Raw genomic sequence first — 16747 nt, 5'->3', positions numbered from 1 at the left:
ATTTAGGCTACACGTGCATCTATCAACTCACAGTCTGTAACTGCCTGTAATTCCTCAAAACTTAGACCTTCCACCATTTCCGTGACATAAGCTTTTTGATCTTTTAGTTCAATAATGCATAAATCGGTATAGATACGATCTACACACTGCTCACCTGTCATTGGATATGTGAGTTCTTTTACAATTTTGGACTCACCTTTTTTTGTGACATGTTCCATATAGACGTAAATTGTTTTTGCGCCGACCGCCAAATCCATAGCGCCGCCTACGGCTGGAACATCATCTGCTTTACCCGTATGCCAGTTTGCCAAATCTCCATTTACCGCGACTTGGAATGCACCAATAACGCAAATGTCTAAATGGCCTCCACGCATAATGTCAAACGAGTCGCCATGATGCATAAAGCACCCACCTTCTAATAAAGTGACAAGTTCTTTTCCGGCATTGACTAAGTCTTCATCTTCTTCACCTGGCTGTGGCGGTGGACCAAAAGCCAAAACACCATTTTCCGAATGTAAAAAGATTTCTTTGTCTTTTGGCAAAAATTTGGCAACGTTAGTAGGAAGTCCGATTCCCAAATTGACATAAGAGCCTTCAGGAATGTCATTGGCAATGAGTTTGGCAATATCTTCACGAGAACGTTTTTGAACTGACATTAGATATCTCCTACTTTTACAACGTGCTGAACAAAAATTCCTGGTGTGATAATGCACTCTGGATCAAGCGTTCCTAGCTCTACCGTGTCATTAACTTGAACAATGGTATTTTTTGCGGCTTTTGCCATAATCGGGCCAAAATTACGGGCCGCTTTGCGATAAGTTAAATTACCCCAACGGTCTGCCTTATCTGCATAAATCAATGCAAAATCAGCTTCAAGTGGATATTCAAGTACATAATTTTTACCATTAATGGTTCGGGTTTCTTTACCCTCGGCAACTTTGGTGCCATAGCCAGTTGGAGTAAAAACAGCTCCTAATCCTGCGCCTGCTGCTTGAATACGGCATGCCAAATTCCCTTGCGGAACCAGCTCTAGCTCGATCTTTCCAGCTCGATATAAATCTTGAAAAACTGTTGACCCAGCAGATTTAGGGAATGAACAAATCATTTTCTTAACACAACCGGCAATAATCAGATTCGTTAAACCCCGATCACCAGAAGCTGCATTGTTATTAATAATGGTAAGTTCTTTCTTGCCTAAATCAATTAAGGCCTCAATTAATTCAACAGGCTGCCCCGTAACACCGAACCCACCTGTCATGATGGTTGCCCCATCAGGAATAGCTTTTAAAATCGGTTCAATATCACTGGTCACTTTATTAATCATTTCTTCACTCTCCTTAGTTATTCAGCTTTTTGAGGATCGTATAAACGATCTTTAATAAATAAGGTTGGGATAAGCCCACAGACAAAATATGCAATACCCATCAGTAATAAACCTGCACCAATGGAACCATGCATTGCTAAATAACCAATGGTTAATGGTGCAAAGATCGCTCCAATACGTCCAATATTAAATGCACCACCCACTGCTGTACCTCGAATAGAGGTTGGGAAGCTTTCGGTTAAATAAGTTGCGTTAATAGCGTACGGAATACCATAAAGGAAACCAAAAACCAGCATCAGCCAACCAATGTTTTCAGGCGTATGCATATACACCACCACTGGTATAAACAGTGCGGTTCCAATCGTACCGAAGGCAAAAACAACTCGGCGTCCAATTCGGTCTGCTACAAAACCAGCAAGCACTTTGGCAAACATCATGGTCAAAAATGTTCCAATCATATAGATTGCCATTTCTTTAAATTTAATCCCTAACTCGGACTCTAGATAAGCAGGCAACCAGTTACTCACCCCCAAATAACCAAACATCAAGAACCCAGAACTAAATGACCAAAGCATGAGCATCTTGCCGTGTTTTTTATCTTTAAATAGGGCGATATACGGATTCTCAGCTTTTTTGGCAGTGCCAACAGCAGGGTTAACAAGTTTTAAAGCACGGGCTTTTCTCCATGACTCAGGCTCAGGCACAAAGAAGAACATGAGAACAGCCAAAACAATCGGGATAATCGTAATGAAATACAGCATCCGCCAGCCAAATTCAGGAATAATCCAACCTGATAGACCTGTAATGGTTAAAGAACCGAGGGTATAACCAGTCATCAGTGTTGCTAACACCGTTGTACGATATTTGGTCGGCACCATCTCAGACATTAAAGTATTACAGCCGATGTAGAGACAACCCAATCCCATACAGGTAATAATTCTTAAGATCGCGAGTTGGCCATAGGACTGTGCAAACCCCGTCAGGCTCGACAGTATGGCAAATGCTGCCGTTGAAATGACAATAATACGGACTCGTCCAAAACGGTCACTTGCCCAGCCACCAATCAGTCCGCCAATCGCCATACCAAAAATTGACCAACTGCCTAATGCACCTGCCTGAATTGTGGTTAAACCAAATTCGGCCTTAATACTGGTCAGAGTAAAAGCTAGAATGCCAACATCAGCACCATCACAAAGTAAAGTGAGAAATGAAAATATAAAGGCTAGAACCCAGACTTTTTTAGGTGTCTGAGTAACCTCATTGTCTTGGAATGTACTTATAGCTTCCATTTTCATATTTTTACCTATCCATTACATAAAAGTGAGTATTCCTAAGCTCATTTATTTGAAAGAGAATATTTTTATAAAAATCATCCATCTTTCTATTTATCATTTTTTTTCATGCAATAAATTAACTGGTAACCGTGCATGATTTAGGTTCAGACCTGATCATGATCAAGTCTGAAACACTGCTGAATTAATCAGCTTTTTGCGGGTTAAATAATCGGTCTTTAATAAATAACAGTGGAATCACACCGCAGATAAAATAAGCAGCTGCCATCACCAATAGCCCTAAACCAATAGAACCACTTTGCGATAAATAACCAATTGTAAGTGGAGAGAAAATTGACAGAACCTTGCCAATATTATAGGCACCCCCAACCGCAGAACCACGAATCGAAGTCGGGAAGCTTTCAGTCATATAGGTGGCATTAATGGCGTATGGAATACCGTAAAGGAAACCGAAGAACAGCATCATCCATAAAATATTGGTTGGTGTATTTAGATAAACAATGACAGGAATAAACAGTGCTGTACCAATGGTTCCAAAAGCAAACACAGCACGGCGACCCAATTTATCCGCAACAATGCCGGCAATTACTTTGGCAAACATCATAATCAGGAAGGTACCAACCATATACATCGCCATTTCTTTAAATTTGATCCCCAGATCAGATTCAAGATAAGCAGGTAGCCAGTTACTTACCCCGTAATAACCAAACTGTAATGCACCTGTACTGATAATCCACAACACAAACATGGTGCCGTGTTTTTTATCTTTTAAAATTTCAAGATAAGGATTCTGACGTTTCACTTTTTGGGTTGGATCGACTGTCGTTGCAGCTAATGCTTTCAGTTCACGTGATTTTTTCCAAGATGCAGGTTCAGGCACACAAAAGTGCATCAAAATCGACAACACCACAGGAGTAATTGCAATCCAGTACAGAAAACGCCAACCATGCTCAGGAATAATATGACCTGCTAACAAGGTTGCAAGTAATGAACCCAAGGTATAACCCGTCATCAAGGTTGCCAATACGGTGGTACGATGTTTAGTCGGCACCATTTCTGACATTAAAATATTACAGGCAATATATAATGCACCCAGCCCCATCGAGCCAAAGACTCGTACAATGGCAAACTGCATATAAGAATCAGTAAAACCAAGCGCACAGGTTAAAACTGAAGAATAAGCAATAAAAAACACAATAATGCGCACGCGTCCAAAACGGTCACACGCCCAACCACCAATCAGACCGCCAATTGCTGAACCTAAAAGTGTTAAACTTCCTAAAGTACCTGCCTGTACACCCGTTAAATGAAATTCCGTTTTTAAACTGGTTAAGCTGAGCGCGAGAAAACCCAAATCTGCGCCATCACATAACAAGGTAAGAAAGGCAAAGATAAATGCAGTAATCCAAATCTTTTTGGGGGTTTGAATCCCTTCAGGGCTTGCTTCCTGCTTCAGTGTTTCTGTTGTCATGTCCATATCCTCAGGAGGAACATGAGGCATCCAATGCCTCATGGCATTTAATTTTTTATTAGGTTGTAGCTTCCCTAATCATGTTTTTAGCAATAATAATTTGTTGAACTTGCGTGGTTCCTTCATATAAACGGAACAAACGTACATCTCGATAAAAACGTTCAATGGCATAATCACTGATGTAACCCGCCCCACCATGAATCTGTACACAACGATCGGCAACTCGGCCACACATTTCGGTCGCAAACATTTTTGCGCAAGATGCTTCTGTACTAATGTTTTCACCATTATCACGACGGCGAGCTGCATCTAAAACCATACATTTAGCAGCGTAAATCTCGGCTTTTGAGTCCGCAAGCATGGCTTGAATAAGCTGGAAGTTAGCAATCGGTTGGCCAAATTGTTTACGTTCAATAGCATAGAGAAGTGCATCATTTAGCATGCGCTCTGCAACACCCACGCTATATGCCCCAATGTGCAAACGACCTTTATCAAGCACTTTCATTGCAGTTTTAAAACCAATTCCCTCAACACCACCAATGAGTGCAGAAGCAGGAATCCGGCAATTTTCAAAAATCACATCACACGTATGCGAACCTTTTTGTCCCATTTTTTGGTCAATTTTGCCTAAAGTAATGCCTGGTGTATTTGCTTCTACTAAAAAAGCTGAAATACCCCCCGACCCTTTAATTTCAGGATTAGTTCGTGCCATGACCGTGAAAGTTGCAGCATGCGGCGCATTGGTAATAAAACGCTTGGTGCCGTTTAGAACGTAAAAATCGCCGTCTTTTACTGCACTGGTTTTTAAAGATGCAGCATCAGAACCAGATTCAGGCTCGGTTAAACAAAATGAACCAATAATTTCACCGCTTGCGTAACGTGGTAAATATTTTTGTTTTTGCTCTTCTGTGCCATCAATCAAAATCGCGCTTGAACCAATACCGTTATTGGTACCAATTAAAGAACGAAAAGCTGGTGAAGTTTGTCCCAGCTCAAATGCGACTCTTACCTCTTCTTCCATGGTGATGCCTAAGCCACCATATTCTTCTGGAATTGTGAGTCCGAACAAACCGAGTTCACGCATTTGCTGCACAATGTCATCCGGAATTTTATCTTTCTCTACCACTTCGTTTTCACGAGGGATCAATTCATTTTTTACAAAATCTCGAATTGTTGAAAGTAATTGCTCCAACATCCCTTCATCACGGATCATTAATGGTCTCCCTTCTTATATATTTCCATCGTACCCATCAGCCATATTTAGCTTTTCTGGCTACCATGTTTTAAATCTTGTTTACTGCGGATGTGTTTCATAGTACGAGAACGAAAATACAAATTTCAAGCTTTTTTGAAAATTAATTTCGTTTAACGAAATTTAAAAACAAGCCAATACATAATATCAATAACTTACAATCAAAATGGATTTATAAACACTCTATTCAACTAAATAAGACTTGAAATAAATTCCAAAATAAGCATCATAAAAGGAATATAGTTTTGATATGCGAAACAAGGAATTCGAAAATGAGTGCAATCACAGGGAACAATTTCGTAGAAATCGACTTTTCTATTTCAAAAATAGCTGTAGTAAAAATAAACCGACCTGAAGCTAAAAATGCACTCAACACTGAAGTTCGCAAACAATTAGCACAAGTCTTCACAGAATTAAGTTTTAACGATGAGATCAATGCTGTTGTACTGACGGGCGGCGAAGAAGTTTTTGCCGCAGGTGCAGATTTAAAAGAAATGGCAACCGCAACTTCCACAGAAATGTTATTACGCCATACCGAGCGCTACTGGAATGCGATTGCCCAGTGCCCTAAACCTGTCATTGCTGCGGTAAATGGTTATGCATTGGGTGGCGGATGTGAATTGGCAATGCATGCCGATATTATTATTGCAGGCAAAGGTGCGACTTTTGGTCAACCAGAAATTAAAGTCGGGTTAATGCCGGGTGCTGGCGGCACACAACGTTTATTTCGTGCAGTCGGTAAGTTTCATGCCATGCGCATGATTATGACAGGTGCAATGGTGAAGGCTGAAGAAGCTTATATCATTGGGCTTGTTTCACAAGTGACTGAAGACGACCAAACTATTCCCACCGCTATTCAAATGGCGCAAAGCCTAGCAAAAATGCCGCCAATTGCTCTGCAACAAATTAAAGAAGTTGCACTTATGAGTGAAGATGTTCCATTAAATGCAGGCTTAACCCTAGAGCGTAAAGCATTCCAACTGCTGTTCTCTACCGAAGATAAAAATGAAGGTGTTCAAGCTTTTATTGAAAAACGCAAACCATCTTATCAAGGTAAATAATTTAAATTGATAACAACAAAGGAATGAAAATGGCTAAAAAAGTATTTATTAGTGCAGGCGGTTCAGGGATTGGACGATGCATTGCTGAGGCATTTTTAAACAACGATTATGAAGTTTTCGTTTGTGATATTAATGCTCAAAGTCTAGAACAGTTTCAGAAAGATTATCCAAAGCTGTACATATATGCATGTGATTTAGCAGAGCCTGAGCAAATTAAGCTTATGTTTGCCCAAGCAGTCCAAAAACTTGGTCATATTGATGTTTTAGTTAACAACACAGGCATTTCAGGCCCGACCATTGCAGCAGATGAACTGAGTTTTGAAGATTGGAACACGGTCATTAATTTAAACCTGAATAGCACTTTTTTAATTACTCAATTAGCGATTCCCTATTTAAAACAGTCAGATTCTGGTGTGATTATCAATATGTCATCAATTGCAGGTCGCTTAGGCTATCCATACCGTTTGGCGTATTCCACTTCAAAATGGGGACTTATTGGTTTTACCAAAACACTTTCTATGGAACTCGGTGCAGATAATATTCGAGTTAATGCCATTCTTCCGGGCGCTGTTGATGGTGACCGTGTCCAACGAGTTTTACAGGCCCGCGCAGATGTAGCCCAGAGCTCACTTGAAGAAGTCACACAAAATGCACTGAAAAATCAGTCACTCAAATATTTTGTAAATCCAAAGCATATTGCAGATTTATGCCTATTTTTAGCCTCAGATAGTGGTCGTTCTATTTCAGGCCAGATCTTACCAATTGATGGTGATAAACAATGCTTAAGCTAAATCACCAACCCTTATTTATCCGCTTAATTTCAAATACAGATCAATAATCAGGATGATCGACATGACTTATGATATTAAAAGTATGGCTGTGATTGGTGTCGGTATTATGGGCAGCGGTATTGCTCAAATTGCTGCACAATCAGGACATACCACTTATTTATATGATGCTAAAGCAGGTGCAGCAGAACAAGCAAAAGAAAAACTTGCTGCTACATTTCAAAAGTTGGTCGACAAAAATAAAATTACGGCTGAACAAGCAGCATCGGCAAATAGTCATTTAATTGTTGCGCAACAAATTGAAGATTTAAAAGATTGTGACCTGATTGTAGAAGCCATTGTTGAACGTCTGGATATCAAACAAAGTTTGATGCAACAACTTGAAGAGGTTGTTTCCGAAAATACTATCCTAGCTTCCAACACATCTTCTCTTTCTATCACGGCAATTGCTGCAAACTGCAAAAAACCTGAACGTGTGGTGGGCTACCATTTCTTTAACCCTGTTCCACTCATGAAAGTTGTTGAGGTCATTCGAGGCTTAAAAACTGATCCAAGTATAATTGATGCTTTAGATAAACTATCACGTGCTATGGGCCACCGCCCGGTGGTTGCTAAGGACACACCAGGATTTATTATTAATCATGCGGGTCGGGCTTACGGAACTGAAGCTCTCAAAATTTTAAATGAAAACGTCTGCGATATTAGCGAAATTGACCGAATTTTACGTGATGGTGTTGGTTTTAGAATGGGGCCTTTTGAACTGCTCGATTTAACAGGACTTGATGTTTCACATCCTGTGATGGAATCGATTTACCATCAATATTATGAAGAAGCACGCTACAAACCAAGTCCTTTAACCAAGCAACTGTTAGACGCCAAACAACTTGGACGCAAAACCAATCAAGGTTTTTATAATTATGAAACTAGTTCAAAAACAGGTGAAGAACCCGCTAAGTTTGTAGAGCGTTTAGAACAATATCCAAAAGTTTGGGTGGCGGCAGATTTCTCTGAAGATAAAACACAGCTCGAAGACTATTTAACTCAGCAAAATATTACTTTAGACACCAATCCTGAACCGCAATCAGACAGTTTATGTTTACTGGCTTGTTACGGTGAAGATACAACTCAAGCGGCTATTCGCCTAGGGGTTAACCCAGAACAAGCTGTTGCTATAGACATGCTTTATGGCATTGCAAAGCATCGAACCTTAATGCCATCACTTGTTACGAAAGCTGACTACCGTCAGGCAGCTCACTCTATTTTCAATTTAGATGGAAATACGGTCAGCATGATTGCTGAAAGTATTGGCTTTGTTGCTCAGCGTGTTTTGTCCATGGTCATTAATTTAGGTTGCGATATTGCCCAGCAAAATGTTGCAACAGTAGATGATATCAATGCTGCTGTCCGCTTAGGTCTAGGTTATCCATTTGGCCCAATTGAATGGGGCGATCAAATCGGTAGCGAAAAAATCTTACTTATTCTAAACCGCATATCGAATTTAACCCACGATCCACGCTACCGCCCTAGCCCATGGTTGCAACGTCGCGTCGCGCTTAATTTACCGCTTACTTTTACTAATGAGTTTTGAAAAGGAACTTCTCAATGTTAAATGCATATATATATGATGGTTTACGTAGCCCAATTGGTCGCCATGCAGGTGAACTTGCCTCAATTCGTCCAGATGATTTAGCAGCGACAGTCATTCAAAAGTTACTTGAAAAAACTGGTGTTCCGGGTGCTGATATTGAAGATGTAATTTTAGGTGATACCAACCAAGCAGGTGAAGATAGCCGTAATGTTGCAAGAAACGCACTTTTACTTGCGGGATTACCTGTCACTGTACCCGGTCAAACCGTAAACCGTTTATGTGCTAGTGGTTTAGCTGCTGTAATTGACTCTGCTCGCGCCATTACTTGTGGTGAAGGTGAGTTATATCTTGCTGGTGGTGTAGAAAGTATGTCACGTGCGCCCTTTGTGATGGGTAAAGCCGAAAGTGCTTATAGCCGTGATGCTAAAATTTATGACACTACCATTGGCTCTCGTTTTCCGAATAAAAAAATTATTGCTCAGTACGGCGGCCATTCAATGCCTGAAACGGGTGATAATGTTGCTGCCGATTTTGGTATTACCCGTGAGCAAGCAGATTTATTTGCAGCTCAGTCACAAGCCAAATATCAAAAAGCAAAAGAAGAAGGTTTTTTTGCGGGTGAAATTACCCCAATTGAAGTTTTCCAAGGCAAAAAATTACCGCCAAAACTGGTGTCTGAAGATGAGCACCCTCGCCCAAGTTCAACTGTTGAAGCACTCACAAAGTTAAAACCTTTATTTGAAGGCGGTGTGGTCACTGCTGGTAATGCTTCAGGTATTAATGACGGTGCAGCAGCATTACTCATTGGTTCAGAAGCCGCAGGCCAAAAATATGGTTTAAAACCAATGGCAAAAATTTTGTCAGCAGCGGCAGCTGGTATTGAACCACGCATTATGGGTGCTGGTCCTATTGAAGCCATTAAAAAGGCAGTTGCACGTGCAGGGCTAACTTTAGATGACATGGACATTATTGAAATTAATGAAGCCTTTGCTTCCCAAGTCTTGTCTTGCCTAAAGGGTTTAAATGTTGATTTTAATGACTCTCGCGTAAATCCAAATGGCGGTGCGATTGCCATTGGACATCCACTTGGTGCTTCTGGCGCTCGTCTTGCTTTAACAGTGGCACGTGAACTTATCCGCCGAAATAAAAAATATGCTGTCGTAAGCCTATGTATTGGTGTAGGCCAAGGCCTCGCTATGGTGATTGAAAACGTTTCATAATCATCGAACTAGATATCCATTCATCACAACAGCGCAGTGATGAATGGATTTATTTTGCAGAGCGAAATATAATGGCAAAACTTTTGCTTTATTATATTTGAGGATCGAATGTCTCAAAACTCGGACACTGAAAAACCAATAAATTTTGATGAGATACGTCTAGATCCTATTTCACATATTCATCGGGAAAATAACCCTCAATTTATTGCTTCTTTAGCACGTGGTTTAGAACTTTTAAGATGTTTTTCTGCAAGCAATCAGGTACTTGGTAACCAAGAACTCGCAAAAATGACAGGTTTACCTAAACCGACCATTGCACGTATTACCAATACCTTAGTGTCTTTGGGTTATTTAAAACAGTTGCCTAATTCGACCAAATATACGCTAGATATTGGTGTTTTATCTTTAGGATATGCAGCGTTGTCGAATATCTCTATCCGTACTATTGCCCATCAATATATGGAAGAGATGAGCCAATATGTGCAAGCCCCTGTGGCAATGGCAACACGTGACCGTCTGAACATGGTGTATATCGATGTTGTACAAACTGAAACTGCCTTAAATATGCGCCGCCCTATTGGTTCGACTTTGCCACTTCATAGTAGTTCAATGGGAAGAGCCTGTTTAGCGGCAACCCCAGAACGCGAACGTAATTTTTTACTTGATGCGCTTAAACAAAAAAACGCTGAAAACTGGCCTGCAATTAAACGTTCCCTAGAACGAGCTTTCCGAGATTACCAAGATTACGGATATTGTTTGTCTTTAGGTGAATGGCATAAAGAAGTGAACTCGGTCGCTGTACCATTGGTTAGCTCAAAACATGGTCTTTATGTATTTAACTGCGGCGCGCCAAGTTTCCATTTAAATCCAGAAAAACTTGAAGGTGAAATTGGACCACGTTTAATTCATATGGTGCACAACATTCAAGATGCTTTGAATTAAACGCCCTAACAACCCTGCTCAAAAAAGTAATGGTTGTGACGATTAAGGTTCCTCTTTCATTATAACAAAAAGGCATGATGAAAAACGCACTCTATACTCCAACCATTTTTTTAATGGCTATTGCAGCAGGCATCTGTACAGGTGGAAATTATTTTAGCCAACCACTCATTCATTCGATTAGTTTAAGCTTAAATTTAACCGAAACCACCACGGCATGGGTGCCGACTTTAGCCCAGATTACCTATGCATGTGGTCTACTCTTTTTAATGCCACTAGGTGACATTTTAGAAAAGCGTAAGTTGCTCTTCATCTTTATGTTACTGGCTGCAAGTGGATTAATTATTAGTGGTTTTTCACACAATATTTATCTGCTCTTACTAGGTACAATCATTACTGGCCTATTTTCCAGTTCAGCCCAGCTTTTGTTACCGCTTGCCGCAAGTCTGGTTCCCATTCAACAAAGTGGTCGTGTGGTTGGTTTTTTACTAAGTGGTCTCATGATGGGAGTTTTATTAGCTCGCTCCCTATCAGGTCTAATGTCTACGCTTTTTGCATGGAATGTAATTTATCTGGTCAGTGGTTTTTTATTACTAGTCATCGCCATTATTTTGCATCGTAATATTGGATTATTCCCACCCACCAAATCTGAAAACTATGCAAAAACCATCCGCTCACTTCCACAAATTTTTATTCAAAATCGACGTTTAAGAACTCGAACTTATATTGGTGGTTTTACATTTGCTTGTGTGAGTTTAACTTTTACCACCATGTCATTACTTTTGGCTCCCGCTCCCTATTTTTTTAGTGACTTTACGATTGGTCTTTTCGGTTTTGTTGGTGTTTTAGGAACTTTCGTTGCCAATTTTTCAGGAAAATTTATTGACCAAGGGTATATCCATAAAATTTCAATTTATTGCGGTATCGGGCTAATTTTAAGTTGGATTCTTTTTTCACTTTTACCCTACCATTTCGCCTTTTACATTATTGCCCTACTCATTCTCTACGCTTCACTTTCCGCAGTTCATGTCACCAATCAAAGTATTGTATTTAAGCTCAATCAAGAATTACGTTCACGTTTTAATGCGATTTATATGACGGGTTATTTTGCTGGTGGAGCTTTAGGCACCACAGCGGGCAGTTATGCTTGGAAACATTTTGGTTGGACGGGTGTCTGTATTTTAGGCTTAATTTTTGCCGTCTTGTGTCTTTATTATTGTATTGCCGATGCAAAAGATCAGCACAACTAGCAAGCTTGTACTGATCTTAAACGAAACTTTCAATAATTTCGTGATAAACGTTATGAGCTAAAGTTAAATTTTATAAAAGCCCCAATAAACGTCCACGAATAATATCTTCTGCATCTTTAACAATACGGCTGACCAATTCATCACAGGTCGGAATATCATGAATCAAACTTGCAACTAACCCACATGACCATGCTCCGGCATTTACATCGCCATCTATCATGACTTTAGGATAAACCCCTGCAACCTCTTCAATAATATCTTCAAATTTAATGTTGTCACCAAGCGCTTTTTCTTTCGCTACAATTTTTTCAACTGCTACATTATTCAGCACGCGCTCGGTATTGCGTAAAGCTCGCATAATTAAACGGGTATCTCTTTCAGTTGCATTCAGAATTGCTTGTTTCACATTTGCATGAACTGGAGCTTCTTGAGTTGCAATAAAACGTGTTCCCATATTAATTCCATCTGCCCCCATGGCTAAAGCTGCCGCGAGTGAGCGTCCATCCGCCATCCCGCCTGAAGCAACAAATGGAATTTCTAATGCATCGGCTGCTAAAGGCAATAGAATCATATTCGGTACATCATCTTCACCTGGGTGCCCTCCACACTCAAAACCATCTACAGAAACTGCATCGCATCCAATTTGCTGGGCTTTTAGGCTATGTCGGACAGATGTACATTTATGAATAACTTTAATGCCAGCAGCCTTTAAATAAGGCATGACTTGTTCAGGATTACGACCCGCTGTTTCTACAACCTTGACTCCGCCCTTAATAATTGCGTCTACAAAACCCGGATAATCTGGTGTATTTACGGTAGGCAAGAAAGTTAAATTTACGCCAAAAGGTTTATCAGTCATTTCTCGACAGCGTGCAATTTCCTTTGCTAGATTTTCAGGTGTTCTTTGCGTCAGGCCAGTAATAATGCCTAATCCACCTGCATTTGAAACCGCAGCAGCAAGCTCCGCAAAACCGACATAATGCATACCGCCTTGAATAATCGGGTGCTCGATTTCAAATAATTCTGTAATTTTCGTCTTCATATTATTTCCACTCAATTTTTATATACCTAGCTTCTGATTTCCTTAGCATGTCTAGGTACTTTATTACCCATAAATCCTATAAACATTTCTAAACTTATAAAGCTTAAAATTTCGCAATACAAAATTTTATACCACAATATAAAACAAATTAATTGATAATGGAATTTATTTTCGATAGGATCATCTTATTAATTTAAAGTTTTAATTTTAAATCTATCTAAGAATATTTGGTTTAAATCAAAAATAAAGTAAATATTTTTCAAATAGTTAAGCAAAAGGAATGAATGATGCGGCACGATGATATGAGTCAAAATAAATTGACAATAGGTGTGATTAAGCAACATTTAGATAAAAACATACTCACACTAACGATGAGCAATCCCACCAAAAAGAATGCGATTAATTATGAAATGTATTCTGCACTCAGTCAGGCATTAGATGAGGCAGCAATCAATCAAGAAGTTCATGTTGTTATACTCACAGGCGAAGGGTCTGCATTTACCAGTGGAAATGATGTAAATGCATTCGAAATGCGTAATACAACCAGTACCGAACCACCCTCTTCGATTGTGTTTCTAAAAAGCTTAGCAACGTTTCCAAAACCAATTATTGCTAAAGTAAATGGCGTGGCAATTGGCCTTGGCAGCACCATGCTTTTACATTGTGACCTCGTATATGCAAGTCAAAATTCTATTTTTCAGTTTCCTTTTGTGAACCTCGGACTTGTGCCTGAAGCAGGTTCTAGTTACATCTTACCGAGATTATTAGGTTTTGCTCGGGCTTCTGAAATTATTTTACTCGGCGAAAAATTTTCGGCGGAACAGGCAAAAGATTATGGTCTAGTAAATGAAATATTTGAGGCAACTGAGCTGAATCAGGTAGTTGAAGATGTGGCAATTAAACTCGCTCACAAACCAAGTCAAGCTTTACAGCTCAGCAAAAAATTATTAAGAGATATGCCGATTGATGATCTACTCAATCGTATTGATCATGAGTCGACTATTTTTTCTCATTGTTTGCAAGGTGAAGAATTTAAAGAAGCTCTAAGCGCCTTCAAAGAAAAAAGAAAACCGAATTTCCATAAGCACGTCATTTGAAATACAACTTATGAAAAAGGCCAGCAATCAATATCTTTGCTGGCCTTTTTGATTTTTTAATTCAGTACAATTAACTAATCTCAGTACGGATGTTATTCACCATATGCAAAAGACGTGGTGCAATATCTTCTTCAAGTTTTTCTCGGTTCATAATAAAGCTTGGACCGCCACAGTTGAACACCAGTAAACCATGTTGTTCATGAATCAATGGAACTGCAACTGAGTTCACATCTTTATGCCATTCGCCAATTGAAAAACAATATCCAAAATCTTGATAGTCTTTAAAAGCTTTGTCTAAATCACGATTAATCTTGATCCAGTCTTCTTTGTGTTTGCTACGAATCGCATCAAGCAAAAACTCTCTTTCATCTTCAGGCATTGCAGCCAAACATGCACGTCCCATCGAACTTAAATGAATCGGTAAATAAGTTCCGACCTGACGGCGCATGGTCATATTGCCTTTACCTTGCACCACGTCAAGATAAATCATATTGAGTCGATCACGTGTTGCCATTGCGACCGCAGCGCCAGCATAGTCTGCCAGATTTTTCATATATGGATGAGCAATAGAACGAATCGACACGTTAGAAAGCATCGAGTAACCAAAAGCAAGAACCCCAACTGAAAGTTGAAATTTGCTCGAATTGGGGACTTGTTTGATATAACCCAAACGAGACAAAGTGTGCGTTAGACGAGTAATGGTTGGCTTAGGTAAACCCGTCATTTGTGCGAGTTCTTGGTTCCCTAAATGCTGATGTTTTGGCGTAAAACAACGTAATAGCTCTAAACCACGGGCTAATGCAGTAATAAATTGGCGATCATTTTCATCCTGCATGTCTTGAATCGGATGTAATAATTCATGTCTTAAAGGCGCTAATAATTTTTCTGTTTGCTCTGCATCTACTGCATCATTCATATTTATACCAATCCATATTTTGTTTCGCACTGCGAAAATTATAATCTATTTTTTCTATAAATAGCAAAAAAGCAAACGTCCTAGTCTGCATCTAAAATATAACTTGATTTAAACCATTCAAGCGAAAGGCTAAATATTTTATTTTCTAATTTTAAAAATAATTTTAACCCTTCGCTTTAAAACCAGCTTACGCAATCACACCTTTTTTCTTAAGCTCATCTAATTTTTCTAGAGAAACGACTCGACCTAAAACCACTTGAGTATGTTCACCTAACAGCGGAGGAGCGGTTTTGTACTCAACAGGGGTTCTTGAAAGTTTGATTGGCGAACCAATTACCTTCAATTTCTCACGTTGCGGGTGATTCATCTCGACCAACATTTCTCTAGCAATGACTTGTGGCTCTTGAAAAGCTTGCTCCAAGTTATTGATTACCCCTACCGGAACTTTAGCAGCATAAATCGCATCTACCCACTCATCTGCAGTTTTAGTTAAGAAATGGTTTGATAAAATTTCAATAACTTCATCACGATGTTTAATTCGGTCTGCATTTCGGGCAAAACGCGCATCATTGGGTAAATCGGGTAAACCAATACTTCTACAGAGCTGAATAAATTGAGTGTCATTTCCACATGCAATAATAAAATCACGGTCAGAAGCTTTGAATACTTGGTAAGGCACAATATTGGCATGTGCATTGCCATAACGCTTAGGGATATTACCCGATGAAAGATAATTCATTCCCTGATTTGCCATAGTCGCAATTTGGACATCAAGCAAAGCCATGTCAATGTATTGTCCTAAACCCGTCACATGACGGTTAAGTAAAGCAGCTTGTATGGCAATCGTAGAATAAAGTCCTGTAGCTAAATCAGAAAAGGCCACACCTACTTTTTGGGGACCACCGCCCGGTAAATCATCACGCTCACCTGTGACTGACATGAGTCCGCCCATTCCCTGAATAATAAAGTCATAACCAGGTTCTTCTGCTCTCGGGCCATTTTGACCAAAACCTGTAATTGAGCAATACACCAATTTCGGATTAATTGGAGATAAAGACTCATAGTCCAAACCATATTTTTTTAAAGAACCCGCTTTATAGTTCTCAATCACCACATCTGTGTCTTGAATTAAAGCTTTAATCAATTCTTGGCCATCAGGACTGGCAATATCGATGGCAACCGATAATTTATTGCGGTTTGTAGACTGATAATAAGCTGCTTCTTGAGTATCAGACCCAGAGTCATCTTTCATCCAAGGTGGTCCCCAAGAACGGGTATCGTCACCTACTTTGGGTCTTTCAATTTTGATGACCTCTGCACCTAAATCGGCCAGCGTTTGTCCACACCAAGGCCCAGCCAATACCCGACTTAAGTCAAGCACCCGAATTCCATTTAAAGCACCCATCTTCATCCCACTCTATCTGGTGATTCATTTCCTATAGGAAAATTTATCCATTTAAAATTTCGCATAGCGATATATATTTTTAATATACACACCTCATTTTAA

At 39.7% G+C, this 16747-nt stretch carries 15 protein-coding genes; 7 read left to right on the top strand and 8 right to left on the bottom strand.

Translation table 11 applies throughout. The features are described from left to right. Nucleotides 1-2: 2 nt before the first annotated feature. From MSG66_RS01040 to MSG66_RS01020, 5 genes are all read right to left on the bottom strand, one after another. Complete coding sequence (locus MSG66_RS01040) at nt 3-656, bottom strand: 3-oxoacid CoA-transferase subunit B (RefSeq protein ID WP_324651598.1); 654 nt, start codon at nt 654-656, stop codon at nt 3-5. After that, nucleotides 656-1324, bottom strand: coding sequence for a 3-oxoacid CoA-transferase subunit A (locus MSG66_RS01035; protein WP_324651596.1), 669 nt, complete (start codon nt 1322-1324; stop codon nt 656-658). Before MSG66_RS01035 ends, MSG66_RS01040 begins: the two co-directional genes overlap by 1 nt. A gap of 17 nt (nt 1325-1341) precedes the next feature. Continuing rightward, nucleotides 1342-2619, bottom strand: coding sequence for an MFS transporter (locus MSG66_RS01030; RefSeq protein ID WP_202742404.1), 1278 nt, complete (start codon nt 2617-2619; stop codon nt 1342-1344). Between the two features lie 181 nt (nt 2620-2800). After that, nucleotides 2801-4087, bottom strand: coding sequence for an MFS transporter (locus MSG66_RS01025; RefSeq protein ID WP_004642397.1), 1287 nt, complete (start codon nt 4085-4087; stop codon nt 2801-2803). A 58-nt stretch (nt 4088-4145) separates the two neighbouring features. Beyond that, nucleotides 4146-5300, bottom strand: coding sequence for an acyl-CoA dehydrogenase family protein (locus MSG66_RS01020; RefSeq protein ID WP_202742406.1), 1155 nt, complete (start codon nt 5298-5300; stop codon nt 4146-4148). Nucleotides 5301-5611: 311 nt separating this feature from the next. Between MSG66_RS01020 and MSG66_RS01015 the strand changes: the two genes are divergently transcribed. The 6 genes from MSG66_RS01015 to MSG66_RS00990 all read left to right on the top strand — a co-directional run bounded on the left by MSG66_RS01015 (nt 5612) and on the right by MSG66_RS00990 (nt 12185). Next, complete coding sequence (locus tag MSG66_RS01015) at nt 5612-6400, top strand: enoyl-CoA hydratase (RefSeq protein ID WP_133974175.1); 789 nt, start codon at nt 5612-5614, stop codon at nt 6398-6400. 29 nt (nt 6401-6429) lie between these two features. Next, nucleotides 6430-7191 carry an SDR family oxidoreductase gene (locus MSG66_RS01010; protein WP_324651591.1) on the top strand — a complete coding sequence of 254 codons (762 nt, stop codon included), beginning with the start codon at nt 6430-6432 and terminating at the stop codon, nt 7189-7191. A 61-nt stretch (nt 7192-7252) separates the two neighbouring features. Then, nucleotides 7253-8776 (top strand): 3-hydroxyacyl-CoA dehydrogenase, encoded by a 1524-nt coding sequence (locus tag MSG66_RS01005; RefSeq protein ID WP_324651589.1) that lies wholly within the window; start codon nt 7253-7255, stop codon nt 8774-8776. Between the two features lie 14 nt (nt 8777-8790). Further along, nucleotides 8791-9996 carry a 3-oxoadipyl-CoA thiolase gene (locus MSG66_RS01000; RefSeq protein ID WP_324651587.1) on the top strand — a complete coding sequence of 402 codons (1206 nt, stop codon included), beginning with the start codon at nt 8791-8793 and terminating at the stop codon, nt 9994-9996. A gap of 108 nt (nt 9997-10104) precedes the next feature. Then, nucleotides 10105-10938 (top strand): IclR family transcriptional regulator, encoded by an 834-nt coding sequence (locus tag MSG66_RS00995; protein WP_042896736.1) that lies wholly within the window; start codon nt 10105-10107, stop codon nt 10936-10938. 74 nt (nt 10939-11012) lie between these two features. Then, nucleotides 11013-12185 carry an MFS transporter gene (locus MSG66_RS00990; protein WP_324651584.1) on the top strand — a complete coding sequence of 391 codons (1173 nt, stop codon included), beginning with the start codon at nt 11013-11015 and terminating at the stop codon, nt 12183-12185. Nucleotides 12186-12255: 70 nt separating this feature from the next. Here MSG66_RS00990 and MSG66_RS00985 read toward each other — a convergent pair whose 3' ends face one another. Beyond that, complete coding sequence (locus tag MSG66_RS00985; protein WP_202742412.1) at nt 12256-13227, bottom strand: NAD(P)H-dependent flavin oxidoreductase; 972 nt, start codon at nt 13225-13227, stop codon at nt 12256-12258. 287 nt (nt 13228-13514) lie between these two features. On the opposite strand from MSG66_RS00985, the gene MSG66_RS00980 reads away from it, so the two are divergent. Then, nucleotides 13515-14324: an enoyl-CoA hydratase gene (locus MSG66_RS00980; RefSeq protein ID WP_324652355.1), complete on the top strand. Its 810-nt coding sequence runs from the start codon at nt 13515-13517 to the stop codon at nt 14322-14324. Between the two features lie 70 nt (nt 14325-14394). Here MSG66_RS00980 and MSG66_RS00975 read toward each other — a convergent pair whose 3' ends face one another. Together MSG66_RS00975 and MSG66_RS00970 are read right to left on the bottom strand one after the other, a co-directional pair. Then, the gene (locus MSG66_RS00975) at nt 14395-15240 is read right to left on the bottom strand and encodes an IclR family transcriptional regulator (protein ID WP_003651125.1); all 846 of its coding nucleotides are present in this window, start codon (nt 15238-15240) and stop codon (nt 14395-14397) included. Between the two features lie 187 nt (nt 15241-15427). Then, on the bottom strand, nt 15428-16645 hold the full coding sequence (locus MSG66_RS00970; protein ID WP_324651579.1) for a CaiB/BaiF CoA-transferase family protein: 1218 nt from the start codon (nt 16643-16645) through the stop codon (nt 15428-15430). Between the last annotated feature and the right edge of the window lie 102 nt (nt 16646-16747).

This window comes from Acinetobacter sp. IK31 (assembly GCF_035615195.1).
GTDB classification, from domain to species: Bacteria; Pseudomonadota; Gammaproteobacteria; order Pseudomonadales; family Moraxellaceae; genus Acinetobacter; species Acinetobacter calcoaceticus_C.
Note: the sequence above shows the minus strand (reverse complement) of the source record. Positions and strands in the feature narration are given on the sequence as shown.